11 protein-coding genes are annotated in these 12,631 nt (G+C 57.7%); 9 read left to right on the forward strand and 2 right to left on the reverse strand.

What is annotated here, in order from left to right; genetic code table 11:
* Positions 1-9 precede the first annotated feature (9 nt).
* The gene (locus OHD62_RS32435; protein WP_263791432.1) at positions 10-2,652 is read left to right on the forward strand and encodes an AAA family ATPase; all 2,643 of its coding nucleotides are present in this window, start codon (positions 10-12) and stop codon (positions 2,650-2,652) included.
* 835 nt (positions 2,653-3,487) lie between these two features.
* On the opposite strand, the gene OHD62_RS32440 is transcribed toward OHD62_RS32435, so the two are convergent.
* Positions 3,488-4,891, reverse strand: a complete 1,404-nt coding sequence (locus tag OHD62_RS32440) for a PLP-dependent aminotransferase family protein (protein ID WP_263791435.1) — start codon at positions 4,889-4,891, stop codon at positions 3,488-3,490.
* A gap of 7 nt (positions 4,892-4,898) precedes the next feature.
* Between OHD62_RS32440 and OHD62_RS32445 the strand changes: the two genes are divergently transcribed.
* From OHD62_RS32445 to OHD62_RS32470, 6 genes are all read left to right on the forward strand, one after another.
* Positions 4,899-6,179: an MFS transporter gene (locus tag OHD62_RS32445; protein WP_263791436.1), complete on the forward strand. Its 1,281-nt coding sequence runs from the start codon at positions 4,899-4,901 to the stop codon at positions 6,177-6,179.
* Between the two features lie 82 nt (positions 6,180-6,261).
* Positions 6,262-7,641, forward strand: a complete 1,380-nt coding sequence (locus OHD62_RS32450) for a lysine N(6)-hydroxylase/L-ornithine N(5)-oxygenase family protein (protein ID WP_263791438.1) — start codon at positions 6,262-6,264, stop codon at positions 7,639-7,641.
* 63 nt (positions 7,642-7,704) lie between these two features.
* The gene (locus OHD62_RS32455) at positions 7,705-8,484 is read left to right on the forward strand and encodes a phytanoyl-CoA dioxygenase family protein (protein WP_263791440.1); all 780 of its coding nucleotides are present in this window, start codon (positions 7,705-7,707) and stop codon (positions 8,482-8,484) included.
* A 29-nt stretch (positions 8,485-8,513) separates the two neighbouring features.
* Positions 8,514-8,837: a cupin domain-containing protein gene (locus tag OHD62_RS32460; RefSeq protein WP_263791485.1), complete on the forward strand. Its 324-nt coding sequence runs from the start codon at positions 8,514-8,516 to the stop codon at positions 8,835-8,837.
* Between the two features lies 1 nt (position 8,838).
* Positions 8,839-10,428, forward strand: a complete 1,590-nt coding sequence (locus OHD62_RS32465; RefSeq protein WP_263791441.1) for a class I tRNA ligase family protein — start codon at positions 8,839-8,841, stop codon at positions 10,426-10,428.
* Positions 10,429-10,447: 19 nt separating this feature from the next.
* Entirely contained in the window at positions 10,448-11,575 is a 1,128-nt protein-coding gene (locus OHD62_RS32470; protein WP_263791444.1) for a PLP-dependent aminotransferase family protein, read from the forward strand.
* 229 nt (positions 11,576-11,804) lie between these two features.
* Here OHD62_RS32470 and OHD62_RS32475 read toward each other — a convergent pair whose 3' ends face one another.
* The gene (locus tag OHD62_RS32475) at positions 11,805-12,017 is read right to left on the reverse strand and encodes a hypothetical protein (protein ID WP_263791445.1); all 213 of its coding nucleotides are present in this window, start codon (positions 12,015-12,017) and stop codon (positions 11,805-11,807) included.
* 216 nt (positions 12,018-12,233) lie between these two features.
* Here OHD62_RS32475 and OHD62_RS32480 point away from each other — a divergent pair, with 216 nt between their 5' ends.
* Complete coding sequence (locus tag OHD62_RS32480; protein WP_156788635.1) at positions 12,234-12,395, forward strand: hypothetical protein; 162 nt, start codon at positions 12,234-12,236, stop codon at positions 12,393-12,395.
* A gap of 38 nt (positions 12,396-12,433) precedes the next feature.
* Positions 12,434-12,601, forward strand: a complete 168-nt coding sequence (locus OHD62_RS32485; RefSeq protein ID WP_156788636.1) for a hypothetical protein — start codon at positions 12,434-12,436, stop codon at positions 12,599-12,601.
* The last annotated feature ends 30 nt before the right edge of the window (positions 12,602-12,631 follow it).

The following is a 12,631-nucleotide window of genomic DNA, read 5'->3' on the forward strand; positions in this document are numbered from 1 at the left end:
GGAAGTATGATGGCGGGGGCGCCGATTGATGACGTTATGGAATGGTCGCAGACGCTCTCATCTTGGAAGCAGGATGCCCTTCGCCGACTGGCGATCAGCAATGAGCTTGTAGATGCTGACATTGACGCTCTGCTGGCTATGGTCAAGTCCGCGGCCGGCTTCAAACTCGCGGCTGAGCCGCAACCTGCCATGCCGTTCACGAAAGCTCATTTTGGAAACGGGGAGCATCAGCCGATCGTCTTGACGCGCATCGCCAATGTCGAGAACGTGAATCGGCTGGTGCCCAAGGCATCTCTCGCCTTCTGCCCCAAGGCTCTGACGATCGTCTATGGCCGAAACGGAAGCGGCAAGAGCGGTTTCGTAAGGATCCTGCGCACAGCTTGTCGTACGCGCGTTGAGAATCCGGTCAAGCTCAAGGTTCTTGCTGACGTCTATGGCGGCACGCCCGGTCCGCAGACGGCCGAAATCGTGGTCAATGCCGGCGATGGTGAGGTGGTAATTCCTTGGTCGCCCGGTAAGGCGGCATCGCCGCAGCTCATGCAGGTTGCGGTCTTCGATACGGCATCCGCACAACTTTACGTCGATGGCGGAAATCAAATCCGCTTTCTACCCTTCGGACTGGCCCTTCCGCATCGGCTGAACGCCATCTGCATCACCCTGAAGGAGAAACTGGAGGCAGAACGGGCGGTAGCAGTCGGCAACAAGGTAGGCCTGACCTCGATCGTTTTCGCCGCTCAGCGCAATTGTAAGGCTCAGCTCTTTGACAAGCAGCTGAACAAGTTGACAACCGACGCCCAGATTGAGTCAGCAACGTCGTTCAGCAATGCCGATGAGCAGCGTATCGAAGAACTCACCGCTGCCCTTTCCGCAGGTGCTGCCGCCGCCGCTGACGTCAATGCGCTTTCGAAATGGACAGACGCCCTCCTGCTCGAATCCGAGGCCGTTGGATCGGCATTTACGGATGGCGCGTTGGAAAAACTTCGAAAACTCCGCTCAACAGCAGCTGCGGCACGCCAGGCGGCCACGGTGGCCGCCGGCGCGTTGTTCACCGACGAGCCCCTGTTAGGTGTCGGTGGTGATGCCTGGCGGTCGCTTTGGGCTGCGGCGCGCGACTACTCGGTGACGGAAGCCTACAAAGAGAAGACGTTCCCGGTTCTGATGGCAGATGGTGGGGCCGCGGCATGCGTGTTGTGCCAGCAGTCGCTTTTGCCGGAAGGTGCTGCTCGCATGCAGCGATTTCAGAAGTACATGGACGACATCCTTGATGCCGCGGCCAGGAAGGCGGAGCAAGCGGTCGAAGATGCACTGAGAGGTGTTCACGAGCTGATATGTCTTCGCGCCTCTGACTTTGCCGACCGCATCGAACAGGTCCGAAAGCGCGATGAGGCGCTGGCTGATGCGCTCGCGAACCTCCAGACATCAGCGGTTATACGGCGGGAAGAAGCGCTCGCGAAACAGGGGGGCGAAGAAAACGGGATGGTTCCTCCCCTCGTCGTGCCGATCGACGATCTGAAGGTTTTCGCGCTCAGACTGAAAGCCGAAAAGGATGGGCTGGCGCAGGCTGGCAATAGCGAAGAGCGGGCCAAGCTCGTAGCCGAGAAAGCAGAGCTCGAGGATCGGAAACTCTTGGCGGCCAATAAGTTGCTGCTCACCACCCGGCGGAACTTGCTCGTCGTTGATGATGGCTACACGAAGGCTCTCGCCAACGTTCAGACCCGGGGGATTACGCAGCGCGCGAATGAGCTTGTGGACGCTCATCTGACCACTGCGGTTGTCACACGCTTTGATGCCGAACGCGCACGCTTCGATATCATGCATCTCAACGTCGGTTTGGCACGCAAGAGCGGTCAGACCAAGGCGGAATTCGAGGTTGATCCCAGGACCAAGCTGACCAAGGTGACGTCGGAAATCCTGAGCGAGGGTGAGCAGCGTGCATTGGCTCTTGCTGGGTTCCTCACCGAAGTCGCCTTGACCGACGGTTCAGGACCGATTGTGATAGACGATCCCGTATCGTCCCTCGATCGCGACAGAAGCGCCAAGGTGGCCGAGCGGATCGCGGAGGAGGCATCTCGGCGACAGGTAGTCGTGTTTACCCACGATATTGTCTTCTTTAACGAGCTGTCCCGCGCCGCTGACGAAGTGGGCATCGAGCCTGTGACGGTGGCACTGTTCAGCGACAAGTCTGCCGCTGGCAAAGTGGACACGGCAGGGATGCCGTGGAAGGGGCAAAACGTCGCCAAGCGCATCAGCCGATTGAAAAATGACGCCGCACCACTGCCCAAGCTGCATGCTGCGAGCCCGGCGGAATATGAATATCAGGTGAAGAACCTCTATGGCCGACTGCGCGACACTTATGAGCGCGTGGTGGAGGAAGTGATCTTCCGGGATATCGTGCGACGTGGAACTGATGTCATCCAGACCCAGTTGTTGCGCTACGTTCGCTTTCCTGACGCATTGGCAATCCGATTCCACGAGGGCATGACCCGCGCAAACACTCACAGCCATGACAATCCAGCGGCCGACACGGTAGCCGTTCCGCTTCCCAACGAATTCACCGAGCATATTTCTGAGCTCGAAGCACTGATTGTTGATCTCAAGGCTGAGAGCGAGGCTGCAGAAGCAGATCGTCCGCAGATGAAACCTAAGAAGTAACGGCCTGCGCTGACGGGGTTCGAACTTGGACTCCGTCACTTCTCAGCGACAATCAACCCCATCGCGTTGCGCTCATGGTGCTTGGGGGAGACTTCTGCCCGCGCGCTGAATTTTCCGCGCTGGGCGCGGATTTTTTGACACGACTTATCCACGCCGAACGGATCATTACATAGGTCACGATCAAGGCTAACCTACTCTCTGCCGGGCGTGTTGTGTTTTCGACGGACGAAGCAGAGCAAGCGTTGGGTGTTACGCACGGCGGTGTCCTCAATCCGCCGAGCGCCTGCAGCGCCGCAAACATCTGCTCAGCCCCAGACAGGATTATACGCGATCTCGCGCAGGCTCCGCTCAGGCAGGTCCCTTCCCTCCGCTCCCTCGTTTCCTTCGACGCCTCCACGGGTGCGATGAACCAGTCCGACTCCCGACCTCAGCTCGGACGCAGCTCTGGCATTCCGGCTATCGACCTGGCGGAGCGGCATCGTCTCGCGAACCGACGATGCCTTCGTGACCAAGGAACACAACGGTGGCCTCCGCGAACATCCACCTTTCGAGGCTCATTCCCGCACGCGGCATGGCTCCTGTCTACACTTCAGACCGCGTGTTGCCGCGACGCCCTCACCGCTTTGGCCGGCTGGGACTTCCACCCAGAAGCAATATCAGCTCTTTGCCTGACGTACTCCCAGGTTGCGGGGTAGCTTGGCGGCATTGGTCGCCGTGCCTTCCGGGATAGGCCGGGCTGATCGGCGCGCCGGCACTCCGGCCGGTGGAGAAGCTGGGCGAAAGGCTGTTTGGTGCGAGAAGGGCGAAGCCCTCGATTCCCCCTATCGTCGGCATACTAGATTTGCGGCTTAATAACCTGCCCTATCCGTCTTATCCCCTCACGAAGGGAGGCGGGGACACTTGCGTATGTCAGCCGTAGGAACGAACCTTCAGGGTCGGCAGGAAACCATGCCTGACCGGCGCTGACGACGACGCCCTGCCGAGCCATTTCCGTCGCGAGCTCAATATCCGAGATGTGATCAGGCAGCCGCAGCCATAAATGCATGCCTCCAGTGGGTATCTGGAACGCAACGCAATTTCCCAGTTCCACGTGCAAAGCGCCGACAAGCGCGTCACGCCGCTCGATCAGAGCAGCGCGAACTGCACTAAGATGACGTTTCCAGCCTGGCGCGGAGACAACGGCCAAAGCTGCTGCCTGCAACGGACCAGAAACGAAAAAGTCGTCGCTGCCGCGAGCGGATCTCAACCGCGCCAGCGCCGCCCCGCGCGCCATGACGGCCGCGACCCTCAACCCAGGCGCAGCCGATTTGGCGAGAGAGCGGACATAGACAACATGACCATTCCGGTCGCCCGCCGCCAGCGGCGCTGGCGCGATCCCTGTGAGGTGGAGATCGCGCGCCCAGTCATCCTCTACGATAAAGGCCCTCGCCTTTGCCGCAATGTCGAGGACAACGGCGCGCCGCTCAGTGGACATGACGATACCAGACGGATTGGAGAAGGTCGGCTGACTATAGAAAACACGCGCTCCCGTTTGCCGGAAGGCGTCCGCCAGCAATTCCGGCCGAACCCCGTGTTCGTCCATTGCCACGGGGACCAGTAAAAGGCCCGCCGCACGGGCAGCCGAAATGGCACCCGTGTAGGTCGGCGTCTCGACAAGAATCGGACGTCCGGGAGGCACCAGCGCCCGAAAAATGGAGGCAATGGCGGCCTGCCCACCGCCATATATGATGACATCGTGGGGCGAGAACACTGCACCATTTCCGATCTCGCGCGCGAACCACGTTCGCAAAGGTTCCAAGCCCTCGATCGGCAAGCGGTCCCAAAGCTCGGACCGTCCGGCAGCTTGGCGGAGCGCAGTCGCCAGGAGCCCTGACGCCTGAAGGTCGGGCGGCAGATAGCCCATGCTGAGGATGAGGCTGTCAGCCGGGGGCACTCTCAACAACTTGCCCAGGAAGCCGCTATCTCCGCGTGCGGCCCCAAGCGCTGCCGACTGCCACGAAAAATCGGACCCTTCGGACGCACTTTCCGGCGCTTCGCGAACAAAGGTTCCCTGGCCCGGGCGGGGCTCGATGAGGCCTTCACCGACGAGTTGGGCGAAGGCCCGCTCGACCGTCGCCGGGCTGACATGGTGCTCCTTGATCAGCGTTCGCACGGAAGGCAGGCGCGTACCCGGGCGAGCCAAGGCCACCGCATCACGTAGGGATTGAACAACGGCAAGGAGTCTGTTATCTGTTTTCATGAGATGTATGGATAACACTACTCGTGAAAAGACGGAAACGCTTTCGACATTAAAGCCCGTCACAGCCGACACGACCCAAAGCCTGCTCGACAGATTGCCGGCCAGCGTCTTTGCCCCCTATCTCGTCACTGCCGTCGCACTTGCCATGGCCTACGGCTCAAGCTTTCTGCTGGCGGATAGCCTGCGCTCGGCTGGGTTTCAAGCATCGACGGCTGGGGCCGTAGTCAGCACAGGCACCGTAGCAACCCTGATCGGTTCCCTGTTCGCGGGACGGTTGGCCGAACGTACGGGCATATTGCCGTTGGTCGCCGTCTCCGCCCTGGTCATGGCGGCCGCCATGGGATGCTTCGCTCTGATCGGAACAGGCGGCCTGCTGCTCGCCTATGCTGGCGGCCTCTTGCTCGGCCTCGGCTGGGCGATCTTCTACATGCTGGCACCGATCCAACTCATCCACTGTCTCAAGCCTTCCGCACGTCTGGAAGCACTGACCCTCTTGTCGGGATCGCAGATGGTCGGCGTCGGCGGATCAGCGCCGCTTGGCCACTTGATCGCCGACCATCTTGGCGGCCCCAGCACTGCTTATGCATTTTATGCCGTCTTCTGCGCGATGGCTGCAGCCTTCGCCATTCTCATACAGAGGCGCTTGAGGGACCAGCCGCAACTTCCGATGGTAGCCGTGGCGTTATCCGTTCGGGCGACCCTGTCCATTCTGCGCGCGAAAACGGTCTTGCCAGTCATTATGATGAGCCTCGCCGCCTGCACATTCGCCGGCCTATCCACGTTTCAGAGCCTTTATGCCGGATCGCGCGGACTAACCCCGGATATCTTCTTCCTGACGTTCACCGTAACGACGGTGGCTTTGCGTTTTTCGGTCGCGTCGATGATTGGGAAATTCCCGCTCGGGCGTCTCGCGCTTGCCTTGTTTATCACGACGCTTATCGGCATTGGGTTTCTGGTGGTGAACGCGGGAAGCCCGGTCTTGTATGTCCTTGCGACCGTTGTCTTTGCGACAGGCTATGGTCTCACCTATTCGACCTTAAATGCGATGGTCGTGAACTTGGCGGGCGAGCGGGGCCTATCGATTCCGGTGGCCTCCCAGGTGTTCACGCTCGGATACTTCGTCGGCGCGTTCGGCTTCCCGTTCTTCGCGGGGAGTTTGATCGCTGCCTATAGCTTCGACGCCGCACTGATGGTGATGGCGGGGCTGGTGGTTACCAACATCGCAATTGCTAGCCGGATACCGTGGAGGCCAAGGATGGAAACCGAGACCATTTCGCGAGTCCCCTGAGATTTTCCAGCCATCCCGGCAGTGCACAAACGCACGATACTAAAGAGCGATGAAGAAACTCGATCGTTGAAAGGCGTAATACATGGAAATGCTCGATCTCATCGGTATCGGTGTCGGTCCGTTCAATCTCAGTCTGGCCGCACTGGCGCAGCCCACGCCACTACGCACTATGTTCTTCGAGAAGGAAGCTGGCTTCACGTGGCACCCCGGGTTGTTGCTTCCCAATAGCCGTCTGCAGGTATCTCCTCTGAAAGACTGCGTAACGCTTGCAGATCCCACCAGCCCATATTCGTTTCTCAATTATCTTTCGGTGCACGGACGGCTTTACAGCTTTATAAACCGGCGGCAAACGACTACGTCGCGCAGCGAGTTCACGCAGTATTATCAGTGGGTGGCACGGCAGTTACCCAATCTCAGGTTTGGCGAAGAGGTCACTGACATCGCCAAGATCGAGAAAGGTTACCGCGTGACGACGACCAAGGACCGCTATCTTGCACGCGCAGTTGCGATTGGCGTCGGGATAGTTCCAAAAATCCCAGAATGCGCCAGGCCCTGGCTCGGCAAGGATGTCTACCATGTGGCGAACTATCTGCACCGGTTACCTATCGGTATCGGTGAACGCGTCATGGTCGTCGGTGGCGGTCAGAGCGGGGCGGAGATCATCGAACATCTGCTCGGCAATCCAGCCATCGGCAAGATCACGTGGGTAACGTCGCGTGCGAATCTGTTCACGATGGATGATAGCGCCTTCGTAAACGAATCGTACATGCCGTCCTACAGCCTGCGCTTTCATGCGTTGCCGTTGAAGGAGCGCCGCAGCATCGTCGAAAACGAGAAGCTAACCAGCGATGGCATCTCGTCGGAGCTGAGCAACTGCATCTACAAGATGGTCTATGAACGCAGCGCAAGCGGCAATATCGACGATATCATCCAACTTCTGCCCGCTGTCGTTATGGAAGACCTCTTTCCCGAAGACCTCTCTCCCAATGTGCAATGCTGGCATGCGCTGCTCGCTTCACACAACACAGGCCAGCGGCGCGCCGTGGCGGTTGATCGCATCATCCTCGCCACCGGATTCCAGCCGCGCAATTTGCCTTTTATCGACACGCTGCTGGCCTCTGCCTGCATGGAAGATGGCCTGCCGGTCGTGAGAGACGACTACGCCGTTAAATTTAAGGATAATATCTCTGGCAGCGTCTACTTGCAGAACAGGACTCTCGTCCAGAACGGTTTGCAGAGTGTAAATTTATCTCTGGTTGCCTTTCGAAACAGTCGCATCATTAACAGTATCCTTGGCCAAGAATACTACACATACGTACCGGATCGACATCTCCTTAAGAGCCTGGGCGATCTTTCTGACGAGGAAGCGCAACAGAATCGCACAATTCCACCGCAACGGAATTCATCTGCGCCCGACAGCGTCGCTCCCCGTGCCAGCGTTGCCATTTCAGGGGGCCCATAACCTGACCGGCGCTGGAATTAGATTATTCAAGAATATGGTTCTTTCAAATAGGAGGTTCTTCGTATGATAAGTGAAGCAAAAAAAACAAAGTGGCAGGAAGATGGATATGTCACGATCGAGAGATTCTTTGATCCTATTGCTATGGAACGTATCGCTAGTCTTGTGGAAGATGTCTCCCATTGGGATGTCAGCGACGACAAATGGCTTATGTGGTTTGAGAAGACGAAAGACAATAGAAAGATTGTTTCTAAGGTCGAGAACTTTCTCGATTTCAACGATCAGCTACGCGATTTGCTCCTTGCAGATCAGCGTATCAAGTCGGTCGTCGAGACGCTGTTGGAGGAAGATGCACGCAGGCTCAAAGAGTTGCTGATCTTCAAGTATCCCGACAGCGGTGGCTATCGCCCCCATCAGGACATTTACCACATCCCGCACAAGCTGCCTGATCGGATGGTTCATGCAATAGCTGCGATCGGTATCGACGATTCTGGCCCGGACAATGGCGGCCTTTTCTTCAGCCCTGGCAACCACAAGAAAGGGGTATTCCCCATGGATGCCGGTGGTGTGATCGACCCTGAAGTGGCCGAAACGTTCTCATGGGAACCAGTGTCGTGGAAGGCTGGTGACGTCTTCATCTTCGACGACTACGCGCCGCACTACTCGCTACCGAACAAGAGTGACCGTTCCCGGCGAGTAATCTACCTGGTATTCCAGCGAGCATCAACAGGTGGACCGACGCGCGCCGAATATAACGCACTTAAGCGCGCCTATAATCCGCCCGAGAACAAAGTGTCGGACCTCGATAACCTTAAGCTTCCAAACGGCATTTTTTATCGTGAGTGAACTCGCAGAGCGGAGGCGAGACATTGTACGTGAAAAAAATTGATCGCTCAGTAATGCGCCCGGAATATGGCGTTCTGGTGTGCCGCTTACTGGAGCATCTTCCGAAGCCCGTTGCGACGGGCTTCGGGACGTCGATTGTGGAGGTAGTGCCGGGCGGGGCGGTAGACCTTCATTCGCACCACGAGCATGAACTGTGGGTACTGATTTCGGGCAGCTGCCTCTTCGAAGCGGATGGACAAACCACGCCAGTCACGGGGACCACGCTGTTCTACATAGCGCCGCATCAGATGCATGCCATCAGAAATACCGACCCCGAAATCAACCTGAACTTCCTTTCGATGTGGTGGGATTGAAGTGAGCGTGAATCGACAAACCTATTTCGTATGCCCCGCCCCGCCGTGTCCAAACGGTAAATTACATCTTGGCCATATTGGCGGCGTGTACCTTCTTGCCGACATTTTCGTGCGTTACCAGCGCATGATCGGCCATGTGGCCTATCATGTAACCGGCGCGGACGAGCATGGCACCTACACGCTGGTGAAGGCTCGCAAGCTTGGCCGGTCGGTCGATGATGTCGCACAAATGCACATCGACGAAATCCTGCAATGTCTGAGGGCAGTGCATATTGCTCCGGACGTATTTGTCCGGACTTCAAGTGAAGAGCACAAACGACGTAGCCTTGCGATCTACAAGCAGCTCGATGCGGCAGGCTATATCGAGCTGCGGGACGCCGAGCAACTCTATTGCGAGTCGTGTGATGAGTTTGCAGCGGACTCGCTTGCCGTCGGCAAGTGCCCGGCCTGCAGCGCCGCGGCCGACAGCAACCTTTGTGAAAACTGCGGCCTTGCAATCCAGCACAGTCTGCTCCGCGATCCGGTCCACACACCGTGCGGCCATGCCCTAACGCTACGTCCGATCCGCCAGGCGCATTTCAACTTCGAGCGGCTTGCCCCGACGCTGGATCGCGCTATCGAAGGCAGTGGATGGCCAGACACCATCAAACACAAGGAAATCGAGTGGCTTCGGACGGAATTGCGGGCCTTGCCTATGTCGCGCCATTTCGACCGCGGAGTGACTCTGGTCGCCCCGGCAGAAGTGGCAGGCCAGACCTTACTGACTTGGTTTGAAGGATTATGGTGCTTCGATACGGGCATAGAACGCATCTGCAAGCAGAATGGCGCCGACTATGATGACACCATGCGCAGCCCTGACACGAAACTCCTGTTCTTCATGGGGCAGGACAACCGCTTTTATTACACAATCGGTGTTACCGCCAGCTTGCTCGCAAGAGGATATGCAATTCCACACAATCACGCGATTCAAGATTATTATAAGCTCGAAGGAGCAAAGTTTTCCACAGGTCGTGACCACGCCATATGGGCCGACGAGGTGGCGAGAGATATCGATCCGAGCGTGCTGCGCTACTATTTAGCGCGCATTGCCAAAGCATTTGGCAGCGACGACAACGATTTTCAAATCGAAGGGCTGGTGAGGGCGGCAGCTCGGATCCATCTCTTCGAGACCGCTTTGCGCAAACATGCTGGATCCAACGCAAAGCTGACGGTGGACACCCTGAAGCCTGAGCGAGTGCTTGATGTTGAACGCTATTGCCAAGCCATGCATGAGGCGCGCGTGTGGGCTGCACTCGATGCTATAGATGCTTTCTTTGAAGGCGGGGGCCTTGCAAGGAGCGAGGCCGGGGCTAGCGCCACGGAAATTTCGGTCTTCCTGAGCATGCTACACCCCGTGGTGCCGGTGCTCGCGGCGCGTTACGGCGCGTTCTTTTTTGGCGCCGGATGGCGACCTGGGCTCGATAACTGTGCAGTCTGGCCAAGTGCAGACACGTTGTCAGTGATGGATGCCCCCCTGTTCGGCGAACCCATTCCTGACGCGTTCATTGCTGCTTATGAACAGCGCTTCAGAGCGGCTCCTGCCACCACCTAGCCTCTTCCCTGGAGCAAAGATGTCGATACGCAGCCGGATTTCCACTGCATATAGCGCTTTCGATTATTCATCGACCAAGCAATCGATCAATTTTGCGTACGGGCTTCCCGATCCGAAAATGTTCGAGAAACTGCGGTGGCCAGAGGCAATCTCGACACACACCGGTGTCAGCTTCTCCGATCTGCTGCAATACACCGATGGCAGCGGCCTCCCGCAATTGCGGGAGAAATTGGCCCACCAGCATGCAGTCGCGCGCGACAACGTCCTTATCACCAATGGCGCATCGCAGGCACTACAGCTGATCGCGGATGCAGTGCTCGACCCTGGCGATGTAGTGCTGACCGAAGACCCGTCGTATCTTGGCGCACTACGGATATTTTCGATTGCTGGTGCCACGATGGTTCAATTAGGTATGGATAAGGATGGTGTTGATCTCGGTCAACTGGAAGAGGCTTTGCGCACGACTGGGCGGGTCAGGCTGTTCTACACCGCGCCAGTTTTCCACAATCCGACCGGACGCCGTTTTTCAGTGCACCGTATGGGCCAAGTAGCAGCCCTGCTGGCAAGGTATGGCGTGCTCATGGTGCAGGATCTCGTCTATGCAGATCTACCATATGACGACCCACCACCTGCAATCATTGCATCGGGAGAGCATGTGATCAATGTATACAGTATCTCAAAGATCGCCGGACCCGGGCTGCGGGTGGGCTGGGTTGTGGCGGAAGCGCAGATGATAGCGCAGTTGACGCGCCTGAAATGTGACGGCGGCGTCAGCCCCGTAGCGAGCAATGTCGCTCTTGCGTTGTTGGGGACACCGGAATTAAAGGCACATATTGCTGGACTTCGGCAACATTACCGTCACAAGCGAGACAGCATGCACGCCCTCCTGCAGAGCTGCACGTTCTGCGAACCATCATACGAGGTGCCTCTGGGGGGATTTTCGTTCTGGGTACGGCTAGCTGGCGCTGTAGCCCCTGCAGCTTTGTTGGAGTCCGTCAGGAAGAAGTATGACGTGCATTTGGTAGAAGGATACCGTCATGGTCCTACTTCCCGGCAGCACGTCAGACTCTGCTTCAGCTATATGCCGATGGAAAAAGTGCAGTCTGGCCTGCGCGACATTGAGGCAGCCTATAAAGGCCTCTTGTAGGCCCGTGTAGCCAATTGAGCTATAATCGTGCCCGCGCTTGCGAATTGTAGTCTGGGAAAAACAAGGCGGCGTCCCCGGCGGGTCGGGAGGGTTCACGAATGCCGGGCGGCCATAACGACAGATCATGGGCCGATATCGGCCTTGGAGAAAGTGTACTCGCCGCCCTTGTAGACGACCGTCGGCGTGTCGTGGCCGCGGGGTGTTCCGACTCGACTCGCGTTCGCCAAACTCAAGCAGCGCTGGCTCGCGACATTCTACTCACCAGCTGCTGCACCCACCAGCCGCGCAGCAGTGTAAGGCTCACCATGCCTGCAAGTGCGCAGTCGCCATGCTCGACATACTTCAGCCCGCCGCGATCCTGCTCGTAGATCGCGCCTACGACAGCAACGTCATTCGCCACCTGGCGGCGCAACCAGGCGCGTGCATACGCTTGCGTTGGCACAGTGCTGTCGGGTTTGTCGCATCCTCGACACGGTGTGTTCATCCGGTGCCCTGCCGCACTCCCAGCTAAGCTGCTGAATAGAATGCGAAACAGTTTGCCTGAGGCGCTTCCTGCGCGGTTGGCACGACTCTTGATGTTCTCGTTGTGCGGCGGCACACGCGCCGACCGGAAGCACTGATTGATCCTCGTATTTGATCTCTAGGAAAGGAGACCACAATGAAGACGGACATGTCAGCCTATGGCGTGAACGAACTGGCACCTGAAGAAGCATCTGCAATTTCGGGAGGGGTATTCTGGGCACTCGCTTTCGTGGTTTTCGGGGTCGTGGGCCTTGCAGCTGTAAGTATAGCGGCAAACGCGGTCGGTGGGCGTCGCTGATTATTCCTCGTATTTGATCTGTTGGAAAGGAGACCACAATGAAAACCGATATGTCAGCTTATGGCGTGAACGAACTGGCACCTGAAGAAGCATCTGCAATTTCGGGAGGGCTATTCTGGCAGATAGTTTGGTCAGCTTCTGCGCTACTCGCTTTTGCAGCTGCAACTATAGCGGAAGGGGCAGTACGCGGGAGGAACCGCGGTTAGAAAATGAGTGCGCAAGCTAGCTTTTCTTCA

It is taken from the genome of Mesorhizobium sp. YC-39 (assembly GCF_025753795.1).
Classification (GTDB): domain Bacteria; phylum Pseudomonadota; class Alphaproteobacteria; order Rhizobiales; family Rhizobiaceae; genus Mesorhizobium.

Excerpts from the sequence above, each read along its gene's own strand:
- OHD62_RS32435 (WP_263791432.1), top strand. The coding sequence starts at position 10 with ATGGCGGGGGCGCCGATTGATGACGTTATGGAATGGTCGCAGACGCTC.
- OHD62_RS32440 (WP_263791435.1), bottom strand. The coding sequence starts at position 4,891 with ATGAAAACAGATAACAGACTCCTTGCCGTTGTTCAATCCCTACGTGAT.
- OHD62_RS32445 (WP_263791436.1), top strand. The coding sequence starts at position 4,899 with ATGGATAACACTACTCGTGAAAAGACGGAAACGCTTTCGACATTAAAG.
- OHD62_RS32450 (WP_263791438.1), top strand. The coding sequence starts at position 6,262 with ATGGAAATGCTCGATCTCATCGGTATCGGTGTCGGTCCGTTCAATCTC.
- OHD62_RS32455 (WP_263791440.1), top strand. The coding sequence starts at position 7,705 with ATGATAAGTGAAGCAAAAAAAACAAAGTGGCAGGAAGATGGATATGTC.
- OHD62_RS32470 (WP_263791444.1), top strand. The coding sequence starts at position 10,448 with ATGTCGATACGCAGCCGGATTTCCACTGCATATAGCGCTTTCGATTAT.
- OHD62_RS32480 (WP_156788635.1), top strand. The coding sequence starts at position 12,234 with ATGAAGACGGACATGTCAGCCTATGGCGTGAACGAACTGGCACCTGAA.
- OHD62_RS32485 (WP_156788636.1), top strand. The coding sequence starts at position 12,434 with ATGAAAACCGATATGTCAGCTTATGGCGTGAACGAACTGGCACCTGAA.